The organism is Actinokineospora terrae (genome assembly GCF_900111175.1).
Classification (GTDB): Bacteria; Actinomycetota; Actinomycetes; order Mycobacteriales; family Pseudonocardiaceae; genus Actinokineospora; species Actinokineospora terrae.
Genome location: NZ_FOGI01000012.1, coordinates 222,906 through 247,045 on the forward strand (window position 1 = coordinate 222,906; position 24,140 = coordinate 247,045).

Genomic DNA, 24,140 nt, shown 5'->3' on the forward strand with positions numbered 1-24,140 from the left:
TCCTCTATGGACAGTCAGCGCCGGTCAGGCCTTGGTCGCGGCGGCGACGACCTTGGGCACGATCTTCTCCAGCGCGAACGGGATGCTCAGGGTGGACGGGAACGCCAGCGACAGCGCCTCGCCGACCTCCAGCGCGACGTAGGCGCCGCGCTTGACCGCGGGCAGGGCCTGGAACAGGCGGTCGCCCTCGACCTGCTTGCGCTCGTCCTCGCTGCGGAAGGAGAACAGCACGACGTCGGCGTCGAGCAGCTTCGTGTTCTCCTTGGCGACCACCGCGCGGCCCGCGGGACCGGCCTGCGGGAGGCTGGTGACCTGGTCGGAGAGCTTGAGGCCGAGCTGGGACAGGAACCGCGCGGAGGCGTCGGTCGGCAGGACGACGGTGGCGAGCTCACCCTCGGCGTTGAGCAGGCTGAAGGTGAAGGTCTTGCCCTCCAGCGCGGCCTTGTTCCTGTCCTTGGCCGCGGCGATCCCGGACTCGACGTCGGCGATGGCCTTCTCGGCGGCGTCGGCCTTGCCCAGCGCGGCGCCGATGCGCTTGGCCCTGGTCTGCCAGGTGTCCTCGGCGACGTCGTCCTGGTAGGACAGGGTGGGGGCGATGGCGGTGAGGTTGGCGAAGTCGTCGGCCAGGGTGTAGCTGTCGGTGGCCAGGATCAGGTCGGGGGCGAGCTCGGTGATCTTCTCGAACGGCAGGTTGTCCTCGACCTCGATCTGCTGCGGCGCCTTGGCCCCGCCCAGCTTGGCCTCGACCCACGGCGCGAGGCCGGAGTCGAAGTTGGTCTGCGGGGTGATGGCGATCGGGACGACGCCGAGCGAGACGGCCTCGTCGACATCGCGCATGAACCCGACGGTGAGCACGCGGCCGGGCTGACTGGGGATGATGGCCTTGCCCTCGGCGCCCTCGATGGTGAGCGGGAAGCCCGCGCCCGCCGCACCGCTGGTGGGGGCCCCGCTCGCGCCGGTGGCCGGGGTCGGGGTGTCGCTGGAACCGCAGGCGGCCATGCCCAGGGTCAGCGCGCCCGCGGCCGAGCCGCTCAGGAAGAGCCTGCGGGAGAACGGCCGGGCGGGGCGCGGGGAGAGGTCGACCATGGACGTGCCTTTCTGCGGTTCTGACTGCTTCATCTGTCCCCACCGGGGGTGGGGGTCCTCAACACGGCCGCGACGAGCGGGCCGACCACGCGCAGCGCGTGGGAAGTCAGGAAAGACTCGTGTTCGACGTCGACCGTGTGTGTGGTGAGCTGCCCCGCGATGTAGGGCTCCCACGAGGTGGGGTCCCCGCCCGGGGTTGCTCGCACTAAGAGGGCGTCGCCGACGTAGAGGTCGGGTTTGACGGTGGTGTCAACGTTCGCGACAGCGCGCATGCTGGTGGCGAGCGCGCTGATGCGGTCGGCGCCGAGGCCGGTAAGGAGTCCGGTGTCGGCGAGTTCGGCGGCACGGTCAGGGGTCATGGTGTCCGGGTCGATGTCGTCGACGAGGTAACCCGCGCGCTGGAGCCATTCGTGCAGGAAGCGGGACTCGCCGCCCGGTTCTCCCGGCTCGTCGCCGCCCGGGTAGCCGTCGAGCAGGACCAGGGCGGTGACCCGGTCGAGCCTGCAGGCGATGGCGTGGGCGAGGACGGCGCCGAGGGACCAGCCGAGCAGGCGGACCGGTCCGGTGGGCGCGGCGGCGGTGATCAGCTCGGCGTAGCGGTCGGCCACCTCGTCCACGGTCACGGGCTCGGTGAAACCGGTGGCCTGGAGGCCGTAGACAGGGATGTCGGGGTCGATGTGGGCGAGGAGCCCGGTGTAAGACCAGCTGAGACCGAGGCCGGGGTGTACGCAGAAGAGCGGCGCGGCAGTGCCTACGGGCCTCAGTGGGAGCAGCGGTTCGTACGCGGTGTCTTGGTCGGTCGCATCCAAGCGGGCAGCGAGCGCGGCCGGGGTGGGGGCGTCGAACACGGCGCGCAGTCCGGGTGTGGCGTCGAGGTCGGCGCGGATCCGGGAGATGAGGCGGGCGGCGAGCAGGGAGTGGCCGCCGTGGGCGAAGAACGAGTCGTCGACACCGACCTCGGGCAGGCCGAGCAGTTCGGCGTAGAGGTCGCACAGGACGCGTTCGGCGCGGGTGCGGGGGGCGCGGGCGGCCGTGGCCGCGTACTGGGGCGCGGGCAGGGCGCGGCGGTCGAGCTTGCCGTTGGGGGTCGCGGGGAAGGTGTCGATGGCGACGATGGCGGCGGGCACGAGGTGGTCGGGCAGGGTCCTGGCGAGGGCCGCGCGGAGGTCGGCCGGGTCGGCGTCGGCGGGGGTCACGTAGCCGACGAGCCGGGTGACGCCCGCGTCGGTCCTGGCGATGACGGCGGCCTGGCGGACGGTGGGGTGGGTCAGCAGGGCGGCCTCGACCTCGCCGGGTTCGACGCGGTGGCCCCGGATCTTGACCTGGTCGTCGGCGCGGCCGAGGAACTCCAGGGTGCCCTCGGCGGTCCGGCGGACCAGGTCGCCGGTGCGGTAGAGGCGGTCGCCGGTGCCGTAGGGGTCCGCGATGAAGCGGGTCGCGGTCTCTCCGGGTCGGTCGTCGTACCCGCGCGCGACACCGGCACCTGCCATGTAGAGCTCACCGGGGACACCGATCGCGACCGGGCGTAGAGCCGAGTCGAGTACAACGGCGTCGGCACCCGTGATGGGCTTACCGATATGTGGTTGTCCGGGAGTGACTACTGCCCAGGTGGCGTCAACTGTGCACTCGGTGGGGCCGTACAGGTTGAGGGCTAGGCCGTCGAACGCGGCTAGGTCGTTCCATAGGCGTGGGCTGACTGCTTCGGCGCCGGTAGCGATGACGGAGATGCCGGCGTCGAGGAGCCCGTCCGCGACTAGAAGCTCAAGCAGGGACGGTGGCGCGTCCACGAAGTCGATGCTGTGGTGCGTGCAGTAGTCGACGATGCCGGGTGAGTCGCCCATGAGGTGGTCGGGCAGGACGTGGACGGTATGGCCCGCGAAGAGCCACAGCAGTGGGTCCACGGAGCCGTCGAACGCGAACGAGAGCAGGTTGAGGGCGCGGAACCGGCGGGGTTGAACGATGAACGCGGCGCGGTGTGCAAGGGCGAGGTTGGCCACTCCCCCGTGGGTAGCGACAACGCCCTTGGGTCGGCCTGTCGAGCCAGAGGTGAAGACGATGTAAGCAGCGGAGTCCGGGCTTACCGGACCAGGCAGCCAACCGCGCGAGTCCGACGCCGGAGGTGTCGTGTTGTCGATGACCACTACCGGGCGCGCGGCGGCAAGGGTCGCGGCGATCCGGTCTGCGGGGTAGGCCGGGTCGACGGGGACAACGACCGCGCCTGCCTTCCAGACGGCGAACATCGACACGATGACGTCAACCGAGCGCGGTAGCACTACCGCGACGCGGTCCTCTTCGTCGACACCTTGGGATACGAGGTACCTCGCGAGGTTGGTCGACTGGGCGTCCAACTCGCGGAAGGTCAGGGACACCTCACCGCACGCGACGGCAGGCTCGTCCGAGTCGGCGTGCTCGGCGAAAAGGTCGAGCAGGGTCGTCGTGCGTGGTTCGACGCGCGGGCGGGGTGGTGCGGGCGGGTGGTTGACCTCGCCTACGTAGTCGACCCGCGTCAGGTCGCGCAGGGCGGAGAGCAGGAGAGCGCCGATGCTGGCGGCGTGGTCGCCATCCAGGCGGTGTTCCAGGCCCAGGGTGAGGTGTGCGCCGGGCTCGGCGGTGAGGGTAAGCGGGTAGTGCGTGGCGTCGTCGGTGTCGACGCCGGTGGCGCGCACGTCCATCGCCTCGCGGACCGTGTCGATAGCGGTGTCGTCCACGGGGTAGGTCTCGACGACGACGAGGGTGTCGAACAGGTCCCCTACCCCTACCGCGGCCTGGATCTCGCCGAGGTTGAGGTGGTGGTGGTCGAGCACGGACGTCTGCGCGCGGTGGAGTTGCCGCAGCAGGTCTGGGATCTCGGTCCAGGGGTTGAGCCTGACTCGCACAGGGATGGTGTTGATGAACAGGCCCACCATGGAGTCGACGCCGGACAGGTCGGCAGGCCTACCGGACACCGTGGCACCGAAGACGACGTCGTCGCGTCCGGTAAGGCTGCCTACCAGGATGCCCCAGGCGGCGTGAAGGACTGTGCTGACGGTGACGCCCGCGCGACGCGCCAACTCGGTGACTGCCGCGCTCAAGTCCTCGGGTTCGACCAGTTCCAGCCTTTGCGGCCTACCTGTCGCAGGCAGCGCTGTCAGGGTCGGTTCGGTGACCCCGTCGAGAAGATCCGCCCATGCCTTGAGTCCGGTTGCCTTGTCTCGTTTGGACAACCAGGCCAGGAAGTCTCGGTAGGGGCGAACGCGCGGTAGTGGGGTCCCGCTATAGAGGGCGAACAGGTCGCGCAGCAGCAGCGGGCCGGACCAGCCATCGAGCAGGATGTGGTGGCTGGTGATGACGAGCCGGTGGGTGGTGTCGCCGGTGCGGGCAAGCAGGAACCGGATCAGTGGCGGCTTGTCGAGCACGAACGGCTCGTCCGGCGGCTCGGTGTTCGTGCGCAGGTCGACCTCGGCCCATGGCACACGCACACGCCGCAGGACGACCTGGACGGCCCCGGTGGCGTTCTGCACGAACGCGGTCCGCAGCACGGCGTGCCGTTGTACTAGGGCCTCAGCGGCTTCTCGCAGCCGGACAGCGTCAACGGCGCCGTCTAGGTCCACCACTGTCCGCACGGTGTAAACGTCGTCGGTGTCGTCCAAGAGGGCGTGGAACAGCAGGCCCTCTTGCAGTGGGGCGAGGGGCAGGACTTCCTCGATGTTGGACCGGCTCACAGATCACCCCACTGTTCTTCGAACGCGTCGAGGCTGGCCTGATCGATGGTGACCAGAGACATGTCCGAGGGGGTGTGCCCGCCCGCGTGGTCCTGGGCGGCCAGTTCCGTGAGCGCCTCGGTCCACCGGGTGGCCAGTGCCATGACCTCGTCCTGGGTGAGGACTCCCTCGGGGTAGGACCAGGTGGCGCGCAGGACGGGACCGGCGGCGGTGTCCTCGGTGAGGGCGGTGATCTCCAGGGTGTTCGCGGCCGGTGCGGTGGGGTCGGAGATACCCGCTACGTCCGCGTACTCGCCCAACTGCGTCCACGGGCCTCCAGCGTCCGCGCCGCCGTAGCGGCCCAGGTAGTTGAAGGTGATCTGCGCAGGGTTAGGCGGTTCGTGGAGCAGTCCGTACCCGATGCCCTTGTCGGGGATCGCGCGCAAGGTCTCCTTGACGTGCTTGAGGGCGTCACCGATGTCGGAGTGGTCGACCGTCAGCCGCACGGGGTAAGTGCTGGTGAACCAGCCAACTGTGCGAGACAGGTCTGCCCCTTCGACCACGCCGTCTTCGCGACCGTGGCCTTCCAGTTCGACCAAGGTCGGGCCGCCGTGGCGTCGCAGTGCCACAGCCAGCGCGGTAAGCAGGACATCGTCCACCCGCGCGAAGTACAGGTCGGGGACATCGGTGAGCACTGCCCGCGACACCTCGACGGACAGCTCTACCCGCACGTCCCGCACTGTCGACAGCACGTCGCGGGCAGGGTCAAGGGTTCGGCTGCCCAACAGGGTGCTCTCGCCTTGGACGACCGAGCGCCAGTAGTCCACTTCGGACTCCCTGTTCGCGGAAGCCAGGCCGGTGGCCCAAGCTCGCAGCGAGGTCCCAACCGGTGCCAGTTCTGTTGGGCGACCTGCGGCCGCGTCCTCGTAGGCGTCGGCCAGGTCGGGCAAGAGGATTCGCCAGGAGACACCGTCAACGGCGAGGTGGTGCACGACGATGCCGATGACGTCCTGGAACCAGACCACCTGGAGCAGGACACCTGTTGCCGGGTCGAGTCGGTCCGCAGCGGCGTCCAGTTCGGCACGGACATCGCCTCGACCGGCTCGGACGACGCCGTCACCGCTACCGGCGGGCGGCACCACATAGCGCCAACTGTCGCCGTCAGGGAAAATGACAGCTCGCAGCGCGTCGTGGTGACGCATGACGGCGGCAACAGCCGTGGTGAGCGCTGAGGGGTCCAGGTTGGCAGGTGCCTCGACCACCGCTGCTTGGGCGTATCGGCGCCTCAGTCCGTCTCGTGCCAAGACGGCGCGCATGACAGGCGTCAGCGGCACTTCCCCCACGGCGTCGACGGTCGATTCCTTGATCGTCTCCGGCGCGCGATCCGCTACGAGCCGGGCGAGGTCCCCCGCCGTGCGGCTGTCGAACACGTCGCGCGGGGAAATCACCAGGCCCGCCGCCCTGGCCTTCGCGACGAGTTGCAGCGACACGATGCTGTCGCCGCCGAGCGCGAAGAACGAGTCGTCGACACCGACCCTGGGCAGGCCCAGTACCTCGGCGAACAGCGAGCAGACGAGTTCCTCGACAGCGGTGACGGGCTTCCGGGTGCTCGCGGTGAAGTCCGGCGCGGGTAGTGCCCTGCGGTCGACCTTGCCCGAGGGGGTTACCGGGATCGCGTCGAGCACCTGGATCGTAGGCGGAACCATGTGCTCGGGTAGCCGTTCGCCCAACCAGCCGCGTAGGACGTCACTGTCGAGGCTGATCCCGGTGCAGTAGGCAGCGAGTTGGGTAGCGCCACTGGGTCCGCGCACGGTGACGACGACGGCTTGCCGCACGGCGTCGTGGGCGGCTAGAGCGGCCTCGATCTCCTGGAGCTCGACCCGCATGCCGCGGATCTTGACCTGGTGGTCGACCCGGCCGAGGAACTCCAGGGTGCCCTCGGCGGTCCAGCGCGCGAGGTCGCCGGTGCGGTAGAGCCGGGCGCCGGGGGTCCACGGGTCGGCCACGAACCGGCTGGCGGTCTGGGCCGGGTCGCCGATGTAACCGCGGCCCAGCGGCAGGCCGCCGGTGTAGAGCTCGCCCTGGACGCCTGCCGGGACCGGGTTGAGCGCGGCGTCGAGGACGTGGATGCGGGTGTTGGGGTTGGGGCGGCCGATGCTGATGCCGCGCCGGACCGCGTCGCCCCGGTAAAACTCGTGGCTGACGCCGATGGTGGCCTCGGCAGGGCCGTAGCCGTGGTACATCGTGGCGTCGAGGGTGCGGCGGAACCGGTCGAACAGCTCCGGGGTCAACGCCTCACCCCCGCACCAGACGTGCTTGAGCGTGTCGGTGACGGCGGTGATGCCCGGTAGCTGCAAGAGCATGTCCAGCATCGACGCGACCAGGTAGGTGAAACTGACCCGGTGGTCGGTGATGAGCCCTAGCAGGTACTCCACGTCCCGTTCGGCGCCTGGCGCGGCCACGACGACAGCGCCACCGGTGACCAGGGGCAGGAAGATCTCGTTGATGGAGATGTCGAATCCGAGGGGCGCCTTGAACAACGCGGCGTCACCGGGGCCGAAGCCCAGCATCTCCCGCTGCCACAGCAAGCGGGCGGCGATGGCCTTGTGCAGGATCATCGCGCCCTTGGGCGTACCGGTGGAGCCCGAGGTGTAGATGACGTAGGCGAGGCCGTCCGGGTGTAGTCGGGCCTGGACCACCTCGGTGTCCGAGTGCAGGTCGGCGACCCGCAGGACAGGCACGTCCAGCTCAGGTAGCCCTATGCCGGACTCGGTGATGACTGCGCGAAGACGAGCACTGCCGTGGATGTCGGTGACGCGTTGCGCGGGCCAAGAGGGTTCCAACGGTACGAACGCGGCCCCGATCCGTTGCACGCCGAGCATGGCCGCGATCAGTTCCGGTGACCGGTCCAGGTGCAGTCCGATGATGTCCTCACCACCGATACCCCTATCGGTGAGGGCAGCGGCTACGGCGTTGGCGGCACTGTCCAGCTCGGAGTAGGTGAGCGTGGTGTCGCCGCTGATGACTGCGGTCGCGTCTGGCGTCCGCGCGACCTGATCCGCGAACAACGCGGGCACGGTGGCGTCGGCGACCGGGGTCGCCGTGTCGTTCCACCCGTGCACGAGAAGTTCGCGCTCGGCGGGATCCAGGACGTCCAGTTTCGACAGCGGGGTCCTTGGCGCTGCCGACGCGGTGGACAGAACGCGGCCCAGCCGCCGGGTCAGGGTCTGCACACTGGATTGCTCGAACAGGCTCGCGTCGTACTCCAGCGAACCGTCCAACGAACCGTCGGGCAGGGGTGCGAAGTTGAACGCGAGGTCGAACTTCGCCCCACCGGTCACGGCAGCTTCGTCGGAGACCGGGCGCGCGCTCACGCCAGGTAGGGCCGCACCGCCGATACCGGCTGTACGGAAGTCCACCATGGTCTGGAACAACGGGTGCCGACCGGTCGCACGGTCGGGGTTTACCGCTTCGACGACGCGGTCGAACGGCGCGTCGGCGTTGGCGAACGCTCCCAGAGCGGTTTCCCTTACCCGCGCGAGTACGTCGCGCAGGGTGGGGTCGCCGGTGAGGTCTGTGCGTAGAACGACGGTGTTGACGAAGAACCCGACGAGGTCGGTGACGGCGTCATCGCCGCGTCCGGCCACGAGCGCGCCGAGCGGGATGTCCGTGCCCGCGCCGAGCTTGTGCAGCAGCGTGGTGACAGCGGCGGTGACCACCATGAAGTCGGTGGCACCCACCTCTCGTCCCAGGGCGCGCAGGCCCGCGACAACGTTTGCGGGCACGGTGAACCGCTCGACGCCGCCCTGGCTGGTCGCCTTCGGCACGCGTGGGTGGTCTGTCGGCAGCGGGATGGCCTCGGGCAGTTCGCCCAGCGTCCGGGTCCAGTAGCCGAGTTGGTCGGCGAGGAGCCCGTCGAGCAGGTCGTTCTGCCAGAGGGTGTAGTCGGCGTACTGAACCGGCAGTGGCGTCCAGTCGGGGACCTCCCCGGCTCGGCGGGCCGCGTAGGCGTCGGCGAGGTCTCGTAGGAGCGGGCCGGTGGACCACTCGTCGCTGGCGATGTGGTGGACCACGAGGACGAACGCGTGGTCGGTAGCGCCAAGGCGAAGCAAAGTCGCGCGGATCGGAACCTCGCGACTGAGGTCGAACGGGTGGTCGGCCTCAGTCTGAACCTGCACCTGTAGATCTGACTCGGTCGTATCGCGAACCGCGAACGGTGCGTCTACCTCGTCGAGGATGTGCTGCCTGGGCACGCCGTCCTCTTCGAGGAAGACGGTACGCAGGCTCTCGTGTCGGGCGATGACGTCACCGATGGCGGCGCGCAGCGCTTCGGCGTCCAACGCTCCGCTGAGTCGGACCGCGAACGGCACGTTGTAGGTGCCGGACGGGCCGTCGAGCTTGTGCAGGAACCACAGCCGCGCCTGGGCGGCCGACAGCGGCACCCGTGATGGCCGTGGCCGCGCCACGAGGGCGGGCCGGTGGGACCGGGCGGCCTGGTCGACGAGCGCGGCGAGTCCGGCGACCGTGGGGGCCTCGAACACGGCCCGCACCGACAGGTCGGCGTCGTGCCCGGACCGGAGCCTGGCCACGAGCCTGGCGGCCAGCAGTGAGTGGCCGCCGAGGTCGAAGAACGAGTCGTCCGCGCCGACCTGGTCACGGTCGAGCAGGTCCGCGTAAACGCGTGCGACAGCCTGCTCGGTGGCAGTAGCCGGTGCACGACCTCCCACTGCGTCCGGGGCAGGGAGGGCCTTGCGGTCCAGCTTCCCGTTCGGCAGCAGCGGGAACTCGTCGAGAACAACGACCCGCGACGGTACAAGATGCTGCGGCAGTACCAACGCCACCGCGTCCCGCACAGCAGCACCATCGTTGCCCGGCAACGCGGTCACATAGCCGACAAGAGCACCGCCGCGCGCGACAACGACCGCTTGGCGCACGTCGCCGATAGCTGCAAGCGCGGCCTCGACCTCGCCTGGCTCGACCCGGTAGCCCCGGATCTTCACCTGGTCGTCGACCCGACCGAGGAACTCGACGGTGCCCGACTCCGTCCACCGCACCAGGTCGCCGGTCCGGTAGAGCCGACCATCGCCGAACGGGCTTGCCACGAACCGGGCAGCGGTCTCCCCCGGCTTGCCGTGGTAGCCGCGCGCGACGCCCGGACCACCGATGTAAAGCTCGCCAGGCACACCCGGCGGAACCGGGGATAGAGCGTTGTCGAGAACGTAGAGCCGGGCATTCGCGATAGGACCGCCGATGTGTGGGGCGACATCAGGTTCGATCCGCGCCCAGGAAGCGTCCACCGTGGCCTCGGTGGGGCCGTAGAAGTTGACGCCCGCCACGTCCGCAGCCGCGATCCGCTCCCACAGGCGCGGGCCAACTGCCTCGGCTCCGGTAGCGACTACCTTCGGCCGGTTGTCCCCATCCAGCAGCCCCTCGTCGAGCAGCAGCTCCAGGAGTGACGGGGGCGCGTCCACGTAGTCGATCCCGGCGGAGTGGACGTACTGCGTGATCGCGCGTGGGTCGCCCATGGCCTCTTGGGCGAGGATGTGCATCTCGTGGCCGGACAGCAGCCACAACACCGGATCGACCGCCGCGTCGAAGGAGAACGACACGGCGTTGAGCACGCGGAGTCGCTCTTGCGGCATGACCGCCCGGCGATGGGACCAGGCGAGGTTGACCAACCCGCGATGGGTAGCGACAACTCCCTTGGGGCGCCCGGTAGAGCCAGAGGTGTGGATCAGATACGCGGCTGAGTCGGCACTAACGACACCAGCAGGGCTTCCCGCACCGGTCCACGTTGCCGGGTCATCCGACACCGCAGTCCTGCCAGGAATGACAGCGCCGATGACAACAATCGGGTCCGCGTCGTCCAGCACCAGTGCGATCCGGTCAGCCGGGTAAGTGGGGTCGACGGGGACGACAACGCCACCGGTCTTCCACACAGCCACCATCGCGGACACGACGCTCACCGAGCGCGGTAGCACTACCGCGACCCGGTCTTCCGGGCCGACCCCCAGCGATGTCAGATGCGCGGCAAGCCGGTCGGACAGGTCGTCAAGCTCCCGGAAGGTCGCCGACCCGCCACCCACCACGGCCACGGCGTCGGGAGTGGCGGACGCCTGCTCGGCGAACAGGTCCAGGGCGGTGTGCTCGGGGACCTCGACGACGTTGTCGTTCCACGCCTCGACCACGAGGTGGCGTTCCCGCTCGTCGAGCACGCTCACCCGCGACAGCGGCAGGTCCGGTTCGGCGGCCATCGCCTCGACGATCCGCCGCAGCCGGACCAGCAGGCCCTCGACGGTGGCGCGGTCGAACAGGTCCTCGGCGAACTCCGCCGACACCAGCAGGGCGCCGTCGGCGCCGGTGGTGACGCCGAACGCCAGGTCGAACTTCGGGGCGGTGGGCGCGCCGGGGTCCACCACGGTGGTGGTGAGCCCGGGCAGGCCGGTGGCGCCGCCATCGGGGTTCCAGTGGTCGACGAGGGTCTGGAACAGCGGGTGGCGGCCCGGCTCACGTCCGGGGTTGACCGCTTCCACGACCCGCTCGAACGGCACGTCGGCGTTCGCGTAGGCGGCCAACGCGACCGCGCGGACCCTGGCCAGCAGTTCACGCGGGGTCGGGTCGCCGGACAGGTCGACGCGCAGGACCACGGTGTTCACGAAGAACCCGACGAGGTCGGCTACTGCCTGCTCACCGCGCCCGGCGACCAGGGCGCCAAGCGGGATGTCGTCGCCACCGCCGAGTTTGTGCAGCAGCGCGGCCACAGCGGCATGGGCGGCCATCAGTTCAGTGGCGCCGGTGTCGGTCAGGACCGCCCGCAACCGGGCCACGGTGTCGGCCGGGATCTCAGCGCGGACTCGACCAGCGCCAGCGACAGGGGTAACCGGGCGAGGCCGGTCTACCGGCAGGGCGATCGCGTCAGGCGCACCGTCGAGAACGGTGCTCCAGTGCGACAACTGCTCTCCGGTGACGCTACCGAGGAGCTTCTCCTGCCAGAGGGTGTAGTCCGCGTACTGCACAGGCAGTGCCGCCCATGCGGGAGCCTTGCCGGTCTTCCTAGCGGAGTAGGCGATAGCGAGATCACGCAGCAGCGGACCGGTCGACCACTCATCGGCGGCGCTGTGGTGGATCGACAGGAGCAACACGTGCTCGTTGTCGGTCACGCGGAACACGTCCACCCGGATCGGGATGTCCGTGTCGAGGCGGAACGGCACTGCGGCGGCGCGCTCTAGGTCCTTCTCGGGATCGGCTGTGTCGGTGACCGTGAAGGGCAAAGCCACAGCGTCGAGCACCCGCTGATAGGGGATGCCGTCGTGTTCCTCTAGGACCGTCCGCAGGATCTCGTGTCGGGCAACGACATCGTCGAATGCGAGGCGTAGTGCGTCGAGATCCAGCGCGCCGATCAGCCGTGACGCGAATGGCATCGTGTACGCCGCCGAGGGACCGTAGAGACTGTCGTGGAACCACAAGCGTGCCTGGGCGGCCGACAGTGGAACGCGGTCCGGGCGCTTCACGGCACGCAGCACGGGGCGGCGCGGACCACCGGCGAGGGTGTCCAAGTGCGCGGCGAGCCCGGCCGCGGTGGGTGTGTCGAACACGGCCCGGATCGACAGGGGTCCGTCGATCTCGGCTCGGAGGCGGGCGACCAACCGGGCCGCGAGCAGCGAATGCCCGCCCAGGGCGAAGAACGAGTCGTCCAAGCCGACCGTGGGCACGTCCAGCAGGTCCGCGAACAGGTCGTGGACCAACCGCTCGGTGTCGGTGACCGGCTGCCTGCTCGACTGGCCGGAGAAGTCGGGAGCGGGCAGTGCCCGGCGGTCCAGCTTGCCGTTGGGTTGCTGCGGTAGCGCTTCCAGCGGCACGATCGCGGCAGGCACCAGGTAGTCGGGTAGCAGTCGGGTCAGCTCGGCGCGTAGTGCCTCTGCGGCTGCGGTACCGGTCACGTAGGCGACAAGCCTGCCGTCGCGCGCGACCACCGCGGCTTGCGTGACGCCGGGTAGACCACTCAGGACGGACTCGACTTCACCCGGCTCAACTCGGTAGCCCCGGATCTTGACCTGGTCGTCGACCCGGCCGAGGAACTCAACCGTGCCGGCCTGGGTCCACTGCACCAGGTCACCGGTTCGGTAGAGCCGTCCTTCGCCGAAGGGGTTGGCGACGAACCGGGTAGCCGTCTCCCCTGCCCGGCCGAGGTAGCCGCGCGCGAGCCCTGGCCCGGCGATGTATAGCTCGCCCGGTACGCCTACCGGAACGAGCCTCAAGGCCGAGTCGAGGACGTAAGCGCGGCTGTTGGCGACCGGCTGCCCAATGTTCGGGACCCCCGGGTCGACCACGGTCCACAGCGCGTCGACCGTGCACTCCGTGGGCCCATAGAGGTTCAGGGCCGTCACATCGGCTTCGGCCAGCTGCTCCCAGAGCCGGTTCCCGACTGCTTCCGCGCCGGTGGCGACGACGCTGAGCGGCCCGTCGAGCAGCCCGGCGGGGATCAGCAGGTCCATCAGGGACGGCGGCGCGTCGATGAAGTCGATGGCGGCGGCCCGGGTGTGGTCGACGATTCCCTGCGGGTCGCCGATCAACTCGTCCGGGAGGATGTGCAGTTCGTGGCCGGAGAACAGCCACAGCAGCGGGTCGACCGAGCCGTCGAAGGCGAACGAGAGCACGTTGAGCGCGCGCACCGGCCGCCCTAGCCGCTCCCCCGCGGGGTCGATGAACGCCCGCCTGTGCGCGGCGGTCAGGTTCACCACGCCCCGGTGAGTCGCCACCACGCCCTTAGGCCTACCGGTTGAACCAGAGGTGAAAACGATGTAGGCAGCGGAATCCGGCCCGGCGGGACCCTGCGGCTGCCCTTGTCCCGTCCACGTCCCGGGTTCGTCAGCGAAGACGGCAGGACTATCGGCAAGCCCGCGATGGGTGATCACCGCGACCGGGGCGGCCTCGGCCAGAACGGAGGCGACGCGGTCCGCTGGGTAGTTCGGGTCCAGCGGGACGGTAACGCCACCTGCCTTCCACACGGCCAGCATCGCCACGACCACGTCGGTCGACCGGGGTAAGAGCAGCGCGACCGGTGTCTCTTGCTTGACTCCCAACGACGCCAGGTGCGCGGCCAGCCGGTCGGACCGCTCGCCCAGCTCGGCGAAGGTCAGCGACGAGTCCCCGCACACGACGGCGACCGCGTCCGGCGCCTGTTCAGCGACGAGGTCGGGCACGGTGATGGCTCGTGCCGGCAGGTCCGTGCCGGACCAGGCCAGCACGCGGTCCCGCTCGGCGGCGCCGAGGACGTCCACTCGGGACAGCTCGGTGCCCGGGTCGTCGGCGAAGGCGGCCAGCACGGCGAGCACCCGGCCGAGGACCTGGGCGACGGCGTCGCGCTCGAAGACGTCGGTGCGGTACTCCAGCTTGATCCGCAGCAGGTCGCCGTCCGGCATCAGCATGAGAGTCATCGGGTAGTGCGTGTAGCCGCGCGACCAGCCGACCTGCGCGGTGAGCCCGCCGGAGCGGGCCGGGTCGAGCAGGTCCGCGGTGTCGAGCGGGAAGGTCTCGAAGACCATCAGCGTGTCGAACAGCCTGCCGGTCACGGGGGTCAGGGCCTGGATGTCGCTGAGTCCGACGTGCTCGTGGTCCAGGACGCTGGTGCGCGCGTCGTGCAGGCGGGTCAGCACGGCCGCCACCGGGTCGCCCGGGGACCACTGGACCCGCACGGGCACGGTGTTGATGAACAGGCCGACCATGGCCTCCACGCCCGTCAGCTCCGGCGGGCGCCCCGATACGGCCAGACCGAACACGACGTCGTCACGACCGGTCAACGCGCCGAGCACTACGCCCCAGGCGGCGGACAGCAGCGTGTTGAGCGTGACTCCCTGCGCTCGTGCTACCTGCGTCAGACGCGCGGTCAGCTCGGGCGAGATGACGTCGACTACCTCAGCCGGTAGTACCGAGGCGTCTCGGAGGTCGGCGCTGACGAGCAAGGTGGGCTCATCGACGCCTTCGAAGACATTCGCCCACGCGGCAAGGGAGGCGTCGTGGTCGCGGCGGGTCAACCAGGCCAGGAAGTCGCGGTACGGGCGCGGCGGGGCTGCCAGTGCGCGATTCTCGTAGAGGGCGAACAGGTCTCGGACCACTAGAGGCGTCGACCAGCCGTCGAGCACTAGGTGGTGATTGGTGACTACGAGCCGGTGGTCACGATCTCCGAGTCGCACCAAGGTCAGCCGGACCAGAGGCGGCCGCGTGAGGTCGAACCGGGCTCGTCGGTCGGCCTCCAGGAACTCCTCGTAGGCCTCAGCGGTCAGGTCGAGCACGGTCAGCGTGGGTGTGACCTCGCCCAGGACAACCTGGGCAGGTGTCGTCGTCTCGTCGCTGAACGCGGTCCGCAGCACGGGATGCCGGGCGACAAGAGCCGCTGCGGCGGCGCGGAGCCGGTCTACGTCAACGGCGCCGTCGAGGTCGACGACCAGTTGCACCGAGTAGAAGTCGACCGCGTCGGCGTCGTAGTTCGCGTGGAACAGCAGACCCTGCTGCAACGGCGACAAGGGCAGCACGTCGCTCAGCCCGGGGAAGCGCTCCTCCCACAGCTCGACATCCGCCTGCGACGCCTGCACCAGAGGCAGGTCGGACGGCGTGCGCCCACCCTGTCCACGGTATGAGGCGAGGGCGGTTAGCTCTGCCGCCCACAGGTTGGCCAGCCGGGCAACCTCGTTCTCGTCGAACAGGCCGGCCGGGTAGCGCAACTGGATCTCTAGGCCCGCGCCATCGGGGATGACCGCGTTGACCACCAGCGCCGCGGCCGCAGGTAGGCCGGGGTCAGCCGCCGGAGCGACTCCGCCGAACCCGATCCGGGCGAACCCGAGCGGGTCGTCGGCGGGCGGCGCGACTCGGCCGATGTAGTTGAAGAGGATCTGCGGCTCGGGGAAGGCGTCCAGGCCGGAGTCGGTGAAGTGCCGCAGCAGGCCGTGGCCGACGCCCCGGTCGGGCAGGTCGGCGAGGTGCTGCTTGACCCGCTTGACGGTCGCGGCGAGGTCGCCGGTGGCGTCGAGGCGGACCGGGTACTGGGTGGTGAACCAGCCGACCGTGCGGGAGAGGTCCGCGCCGTCGACGACGTGCTGTTCGCGGCCGTGCGCCTCGACGGTGATCAACGTCGAGAGCTCCCCGGTCCCGCGCCACGCCGCCACGGCCCGCCCGAAGGCGGCCATCAGGACCTCGCCCGGGCCGGTGTGGAACGCGGCGGGAACGGTGGTGAGCAGGGCATCCGTGGCCGCGACCGGTAGCGACGCGGTGACCTCGCGGACGGTCTCCCTGGTGTCGACCGCCAGGTCGAGCCTGCGGACACCCAGGACCGGGTCCGGGCCGTCCACGATCGCCCGCCACAGCGGCAGCTCGGCGCGCCGCGCGTCGGCGACGGCCGGGAGCCGGTCGGCCCAGGCGCGGAACGAGGTGACCACTGGCGGCAGGTCCTCGCCGCGCAGCGCGGCAGCGAGGTCGTCGGCGAGGATCCGGCAGGAGTAGCCGTCGGTCGCCACGTGGTGGCAGGTCAGCAACGCGAACCCGGGGTCGAACCAGGTCAGCTGGGCCAGCAGGCCGCCCGCGCGGTCGAGGCGGGCGACGGCGGCGGCGTGCTCGCGGCGCAGCAGGTCGGGGTCGTCGGCGCGCTCGACCCGGTGGACCAGCGGCTCGGCGTCCACCGAGCCGACCGGGGCGACGGTCAGCTCGTGGTCGTCCCCGAGGACCGATCGGGCCCGCAGCATGTCGTGGTGGTCCAGCAGCGTCTGGAGCGCGCCGACCACGGTGGACCGGGTGGCGCCCGCCGGGACCGGGACCAGCACGGCCTGGGAGAAGCGCTCGAACGGCCCGCCCCTGGCCAGGAAGGTGCGCATGATCGGGGTCGGGTTGACCGCACCCGCGCCGTCAGCCGCCGCCGGCTGGGGCGGCTCGGTCTGGTCGGCGGCCTGGTCGATGGCGGCGGCCAACTCGGCGACCGTGCGCAGCTCGAAGACCTGGCGGGGTGAGAGCACGACGCCTGCGGCCCGGGCGCGGCCGACGAGCTGGATGGAGATGATGCTGTCGCCGCCCAGTTCGAAGAACGACTGGTCGACGCCAACGGTGTCCCGGCCGAGGACCTGCGCGAACAGGTCGGCCAGCAGGCGCTCGGTGTCGGTGGACGCGGATCGGCCCGTGTCCGTGCCGAAGTCCAGCGGCGGCAGCGCGCGCCGGTCGAGCTTTCCGTTACCGGTCAACGGGAGCGCGTCGAGCACTACGAACCCGGCGGGCAGCATGTGCTCAGGTAGCCGTGCCCGCAGGTGTTCACGGATCGCGTCGATGTGAGAGGTGCCGACGACGTAAGCGGCCAGGTGCGCGCCGGACGGACCGTCAGTGCGGGCGACAACGGCGGCGTGGGTCACGCCGGGCGCGGTAGCGAGAACGGCCTCGGTCTCGCCTACCTCGATGCGGAAGCCGCGGATCTTGACCTGGTCGTCAGCGCGACCCAGGTACTCCAGCTCACCGGACTCGGTCCAGCGAGCCAGGTCGCCGCTGCGGTAGAGCCTGCTTCCCGGTGCGCTGAACGGGTCCGCCACGAACCTGGACGCGGTAAGCGCGGGCTGGCCCAGGTAACCGCGAGCGAGTTGCCCACCACCGACATACATCTCCCCCGGTACACCTACCGGCACTGGCGCAAGCGAACTGTCGAGGACATGCACGGTCAGACCAGGTAGCCCGAGGCCGATAACGCTGCCTGCGGCGGTTGAGTCCAACTCGCGGAAGGTGACGTGCACGGTCGTCTCGGTGATGCCGTACATGTTGACCAGGCGCGTCCCGGGCCAGCCCGCGAGTCGGGTCGGGTCGAGCGCCTCACCGCCGAAGATGACCACGCGCGGCGCGAAGCCCCGGCGCTCGACCGCCGCCAGCTGGTAGAACGCGGACGGGGTCTGGTTGAGGACGGTGACGCCGTGCGCGACGAGCAGGTCGCGGAAGTCCTCCGGGGAGCGGCTGACCTCGTGCGGGACCACGACCAGCGTGCCGCCGGTCACCAGCGGACCCCACAGCTCCCACACCGAGAAGTCGAACGCGAACGAGTGGAACAGCGTCCACACGTCGTCCGGGCCGAAGCCGAACCGCGGCTGGGCGGCGGACAGCAGCGTGACCACGTCCCGGTGGGTGACCACGACGCCCTTCGGCGCACCGGTCGACCCCGAGGTGTAGATGACGTACGCGGTGTTGTCCGGGGTGATGCCGCTCGTCACCGCGGGCGCGTCGGGCTGTGTCGGGTGCAGGACCGGTAGGTCCACGTCGAGGTCGAGGGTGGTGATCACCGCGACCGGGGCGGCATCGGCGAGCGTGGCTCGGATGCGCTCGTCCGGGTAGCCGGGGTCGATCGGCAGGTATCCCGCGCCTGCTTTCACCACGGCGAGCGCGGCGACGGCAAGGTCAGCGGAGCGCGGTAGGAGAACCGCGACGAGGTCTTCAGGTGAGACCGTTAGCCGTGCCGCGAGGGCATTGGCTCGGGCGTCGAGTTCGGCGTAGGTGAGGGTGTCGTCCTGGAACTTGACGGCGGGCGCGTCCGGCGTGCGGGCTACCTGCGCGGCGAAGAGGTCGACGAGCGTGGACTCTGGCGTCTCCACGGCGGGGATCGCGGGAACCGGTTCGACGGCGACCCGGCCCAGAGCGGCGACGCGCGCGGTCGGGCGGGCGACGATCTCGGCGAGCAGGTCGCGCAGTCTGCCGAGCAAGCCCTCGGGGTCGGTCACGAGGTCGGGCCGGTACTTGAGGGTGAACTCGAGCGTGTCGCCGCCGGGCATCACCATCAGCGTGAGCGGGTAGTGCGTGGAGATCGGGCGGCTGGTCGAGGTGACCCGCAGCCCGGTCGAGGCGACGGCGGCGTCGATGGCGCCGGTGTCGAACGGGAACGACTCGAACACCACCAGGCTGTCGAACAGCTCGCCGACCCCGGAGCCGATGGCGCGCTGGACCTCGGCGAGGCCGACGTGCTGGTGGTCGAGCAGCTCGGCCTGCTCGTCCTGGACGCGGGCGAGCAGGGCGGTCACGGTCTCCGCCGGGTTCAGCCGCAGCCGCACGGGGATGGTGTTGATGAACAGGCCCACCATGGACTCGACGCCGGGCAGGTCGGCAGGCCTACCGGCGACGGTGGCACCGAAGATGACGTCGTCGCGGCCGGTCAACCTGCTCGCGAGGATTCCCCACGCTGCCTGGACTACAGTGTTGGTCGTGACCCCTTGCGCTCGTGCGAACGCGGTAAGGCCGGGGATGTCGAGGACCACTTCACTCGGCAGGACGGCGTCAGCGTTGACGGCGGCCGGTACGAGCAAGGTGGACGTGTCGACATCGCCGAGTGCGTTCTTCCACGCGGCGAGTGACTCTGCCTTGTCCCGGTTGGCCAGCCACGCCAGGTGGTCGCGGAACGGACGCGCCTCGGGCAGGGTCTCCCCCGCGTAGAGGGCGAACAGGTCGCGCATCAGCAGCGGTGTGGACCAGCCGTCCATCACCAGGTGGTGGTTGGTCAGCACGAGCCGGTGCCGGTCGGCGGCGAACCGCAGCAGCATCACGCGGATGAGCGGCGGCTGGTCGAGATCGAACCGGGTAGCGCGGTCGGTCGCGAGCAGCTCATCCGCACGATGCTCGCCGTCAGCGCCAGTTAGGTTTACCTCGACCCACGGCACCTCGACCTCGGCTAGGACTACCTGGATCGGGTCGCCGACATCGCGCACGAACGCGCTGCGCAACGCCGAGTGCCTCTTGGTCAGCCCATGCACCGCGGCCCGCATCCGCGCCGCGTCGAGTGGACCGCCGAGGTCCAGCACCAACTGGGCGAGGTAGACGTCCTGCGTCGACTCGTCCACAGTGGAGTGGAAGAGCATCCCCGATTGCAGCGGGGACAGCGGGAGGATGTCCTCGATCGAGCTCACGAACGCTTCCACCTTGCCTCTAGGGCGTCGAGCTGCCCCTGGTTCAACGACACCAAGCCGACATCGGACGGGGTCCGGCCACCGGCGCCCGGTCCCTTCGCGTGTGTGACCAGCGCCTTGAGCGCGGCGATCCAACGCTCGGCCAGAGCGGCCACCTGCTCGGCGGTGAACAACTCGGCCGCGTACATCCAGTGCGCGGTCAGCGTGGGGCCGTCTTCAGTGACGGCGTTGACCACAAGACCAGCCGGTAGCGCCATGTCGTCCGCGTAAGCGGCACCGATGCCGCCTGGGGCAAGAGTCCAATCCTGGTCGGATGACTCAAACCGGCCCAGGTAGTTGAAGCCCAGCTGCGGGTGCACGTCGAGTTCGGGGTGCAGGTGGCGCAAGATGCCGTAGCCGATGCCGTGGTCCGGTAGCGACCGCAGGTGCTCCTTGACCCGCTTCACCGCCGCACCGGCCGCGGCACCCCCGGCGAACGCCTGCGTGACGTCGATACCGGTCAGGTCGAGTCGTGCGGGGTGCTGACTGGTGAACCACCCGAGTGTGCGCGACAGGTCCGCGCCCGGCACCACCTGCTCCTCGCGGCCGTGGCCTTCGCGCAGCACCAGGGTCGAGCGCTGCCCGGACCAGTCGGCGACAGCCAGACCGAACGCGGCCAACAGCACGTCGTCGACCCCGGCGAAGAACGCGGCGGGTACCTCGGTCAGCACGGCCTCGGTCGACGCGGAGTCCAGCGTCACCGTGTGGGTGCGGACCGTGGACCAGGTGTCGATGGCCGCGTCCGGCCGGCGCGCCCCGAGGGCCGCGTTCGGCCCGTCGAGCACCGACCGCCACAGCGGGACCTCACCCGAGCGGGCCTCGGCGGCGTCGACCAGGCCACGCGACCAGGTGCGGAACGAGGTGCGCACCGGCGGGAGCTGCCCGGACCGCCACGCCGCGCCCAGGTCCTCGGCGAACACCCGCAGCGACACGCCGTCGACCACCAGGTGGTGCGCCACGACCAGCACGCGGCGCGGGAACCACACCACGCGCAGCACCACACCGTCCACAAGCGACAGTTCGGCGGCCGCGCGCTCCAGCTCCTCGTCGAGCCCACCCTCGGCCCGCCGCACCACGGCCGCCGCCGAGACCGCGCCGACCGGCCGGAACCGCAGGTCGGGGTCGGTGATGGCGCGCAGCGAGTCGTGCCGGTCCACCAGGACCCGCACGGCCCGTTCGAGCCGCTGCCGGTCCAGGTCGGGACCGTCGAGCACCAGCCACATGCGGTGCCGGTCGCCGATCGGGCCGCGGTCGCGGAAGGTCCGCATGATCGGGGTCGGCTCGACCACGCCGGTGCCGTCGTCGACGACAACCGCCTGCTCCCGGGGCTCGACCTCGGCCGCGGCGGCGAGCTTGGCGACGGTGCGGTGCGCGAACACGTCCCGCGGGGTGATCTTCAGGCCTGCCTGGCGGGCGCGGCGCACCAGCCGGATGGAGACGATGCTGTCGCCGCCGAGCTCGAAGAACGAGTCGTCGACCCCGACCGCGTCGTGGCCGAGCACCTCGGCGAACAGCTCGACCAGCGTGCGCTCGACCTCGTTGGCGGGCAGACGGGACTCGGTCGCGGCCACCTGCGGCGCGGGTAGCGCACGCCGGTCGACCTTGCCTGACGGAGACAGCGGCAACGCGTCCAGGACCGTGATCGTGGCCGGGACCATGTGCTCGGGCAGTTCGGCGGCGATGAACTCGCGCACTGACGCCGGATCAGCGGATCCCACGACATACCCGGCCAGGTTGCGCTCGCGCACGGTCACCACGGCCTGGTTGACCTCCGGGTGCCGCAGCAGCGTTGCCTCTACCTCGCCGAGTTCGACCCGGAAGCCGCGGATCTTGACCTGGTCGTCTACGCGGCCGAGGAACTGCAGTGCCCCGGACGAGAGTCGCCGTACGCGGTCGCCGGTGCGGTAGAGACGAGCCCCGGGCGCGCCCCACGGGTCGGCCACGAACCTGGACGCGGTCAAACCGGGCCTGCCCAGGTAACCGCGCGCGACCTGGATACCGCCGACGTAGAGCTCACCGACGACTCCCACTGGGACCGGCCGCAGCCGTGCGTCGAGCACGACGCAGGTGGCGTTCTCCACCGGCGACCCGATCGGAACGGCCCCCTCGGCGACCGGCGCGACGACGTCGTGCAGCAGGCAGCCGACGGTGGTCTCGGTCGGGCCGTACTCGTTGATCACATCGACGTCGGCGGGCGCGGTCCAGCCCGCCAGTGCCGCCCCGTGCAGCGCCTCTCCGGCGATCACCAGGGTGCCGCGCTCGGCGAGCCGCACCGAGGCCAGCAGCGGCAGGTGGCTCGGGGTGATCTTGAGGAAGGTCGCGGTGCCCACGGCCTCGGCGATGGCGTCCGGCGAGTCCGCGCACAGTTCCACGGCCCCACCGGCCACCAGCGTGCCCAGCAGCGGGGTCACCGTGAAGTCGAAGGAGATCGACGAGTGCAGCAGCGTGTGCCCGGTAAGACCCTTGAACCGGCGCAGCGACCACGCGAGGTGGTTGCTCAACGCGCGGTGGGAGACAACGACCCCCTTGGGCTTACCGGTCGAACCAGAGGTGTAGATGACGTAGGCGGCGTGATCGGGGTCTAACGGCAGGATGCGGTCGGTATCGCTGATGGGCGCCGCGGACTCACCGGACAGGTCGAGGGTGTCGAGCAAGAGGCGACCAGGGCCCGCGGGCAACGCGTCGGTGACGGTCAGCACGAGGCCGGGCGCGGAGTCCTCCAGCATGAGCCGGACACGGTCAGCGGGGTACTCGGGGTCGACCGGCACGTAGGCCGCGCCCGCCTTCGCCACCGCGAGCACGGCGACGACCATGGCCACCGAGCGCGGGATGGACAGCGCGACGGTGCTCTCGGGGCCGATGCCGCGCGCGATCAGGACGCGGGCGAGGCGGTTCGAGCGCTCGTCGAGGTCGCGGTAGGTGATCTGCTCGCCGCCCGCCAGCACCGCGAGGACGCCGGGGGTCAGCGCGGCCCGCGCGGTGAACCAGTCCGGCAGCAGCGTGGTCGTGGCCGGGACGGCGGTGGCGTTCCAGTCCGGCTCGGTGCCGTCGTGCAGGTCGATGTCGCCGACCGGGACGTCCGGTGTGGACAGTGCGCTGTCGAGCAGCCGGTCCAGGTGGGCAAGTAGGCCCGCGACGAGTTCGACGGCACCGGCGGCCGCGGGGTGGTTGGCCTCGATGGTTATGTCGTCGCCGTCAGTCTCAACGGCGAGCGTCAGGTCGAACCGGGCGTCATCGCTGGGTACGTGCCTACGGGCCGCGCGCAGTCCGGCGGCGCGGAACGGCTCTAGAACGGGGGTCCGCAGCGACAGCACGACGTTGAACAGGCTGGCGCCGCCGCGAGTCCGGTCAGGGTCAACGGCGCGGGCAACGTCATCGAGGTCCGCGTCCTGGTGGGCGTACCCGGCGAGGCAGACCCGCCGGGCTTGCGCGACCAGCGAGGTGAAGGTGTCGGCAGCGTCAACGCGCATGCGCAGCGCGATGGTGTTGCCGAGGTATCCGATGACCGCGTCGCCGCCGTCGATGTCGCGGTTGACCACAGGGGCGCCGATCAGCAGATCGTCGGCACCGGTGTAGCGGTGCAGCAACGCCGATGTGGCGGCCAGCAACACCATGAACGTGGACGCGCCCTCGCGGCGAGCCAACTCGCGGACTCGCCCGGCGGCACCGGGGATAAGAGGCCTGGACTGGTCGTGACCGCCCGCGCTGGGGCCCGCGGCGCTGAGGATCGGTAGCTCGACCAGGTCCGGCAGCGGTGACAGCGCCTCGACCCAGTGGTCGACGGCCGCGGCGGGGGCGGTTGGGGCGATCTCGGTGAACTGGCGGGCGGGTGGCAGGGCGCCGCGCCGGTAGGCGGTCATCAGCTCGCCGAAGAACACCGCGGAGGTGCCGTCGTCCCAGGCGATGTGGTGCGCGACGACGACCACGGTGAGCGCGTCCGGCGCGGTCGCGACGGTCCTGACCCGCAGCGGCGAGTCCACCGCGAGGTCGAACGCCTTCGCCGACAGCGACCGGCACAGCTCGTCGACCCGGGCGGGGTCGCTCACGTCGTGGTGGTCGAGCGCGGGCGGCAACTCGGCGTGCACGACCTGGGTGACCTCACCGTCGGCACCCATGCGGTAGGTGGTGCGCAGGATGTCGTGCCGCGCCACCACGTCCCGCACCACCGCGTGCAGCCGCTCGGGGTCGACCGCCCCCACCAGGTCGAGCGCGATGCGGATGTTGTAGCCGACCGAGGCGGGGTCCAACTGCTGCAGCGACCACATCCGGCGCTGACCGGGCGAGAGCGGGTGCTCGCCGCCGGACCCGACCGCGGCCGCGGTGGGCGTCTCGGCGAGGCCCCGTTCGGCCAGCCGCCTGCGCAGCAGGTCACGGCGCAGGGCGGCGCGGTCGGGGCTGGGGGGCTCGGTGCTCACGGACGGGTGCC

Annotated in this window: 4 protein-coding genes; all 4 read right to left on the reverse strand. The window is 70.6% G+C overall.

Going from position 1 to position 24,140, the window contains the following annotated elements:
• Positions 1 to 24: 24 nt before the first annotated feature.
• Genes BMY07_RS26485 through BMY07_RS26500 form a run of 4 tightly spaced genes read right to left on the reverse strand, consistent with a single transcriptional unit; the run spans position 25 to position 24,129 of the window.
• The gene (locus BMY07_RS26485) at positions 25 to 1,119 is read right to left on the reverse strand and encodes an ABC transporter substrate-binding protein (RefSeq protein ID WP_092784357.1); all 1,095 of its coding nucleotides are present in this window, start codon (positions 1,117 to 1,119) and stop codon (positions 25 to 27) included.
• Entirely contained in the window at positions 1,116 to 4,787 is a 3,672-nt protein-coding gene (locus BMY07_RS26490) for a non-ribosomal peptide synthetase (protein ID WP_092784360.1), read from the reverse strand. The genes BMY07_RS26485 and BMY07_RS26490 overlap by 4 nt, the downstream gene beginning before the upstream one ends.
• The gene (locus BMY07_RS26495; RefSeq protein ID WP_092784363.1) at positions 4,784 to 19,675 is read right to left on the reverse strand and encodes a non-ribosomal peptide synthetase; all 14,892 of its coding nucleotides are present in this window, start codon (positions 19,673 to 19,675) and stop codon (positions 4,784 to 4,786) included. Before BMY07_RS26495 ends, BMY07_RS26490 begins: the two co-directional genes overlap by 4 nt.
• Positions 19,672 to 24,129, reverse strand: a complete 4,458-nt coding sequence (locus BMY07_RS26500) for a non-ribosomal peptide synthetase (RefSeq protein WP_092784366.1) — start codon at positions 24,127 to 24,129, stop codon at positions 19,672 to 19,674. The genes BMY07_RS26495 and BMY07_RS26500 overlap by 4 nt, the downstream gene beginning before the upstream one ends.
• Between the last annotated feature and the right edge of the window lie 11 nt (positions 24,130 to 24,140).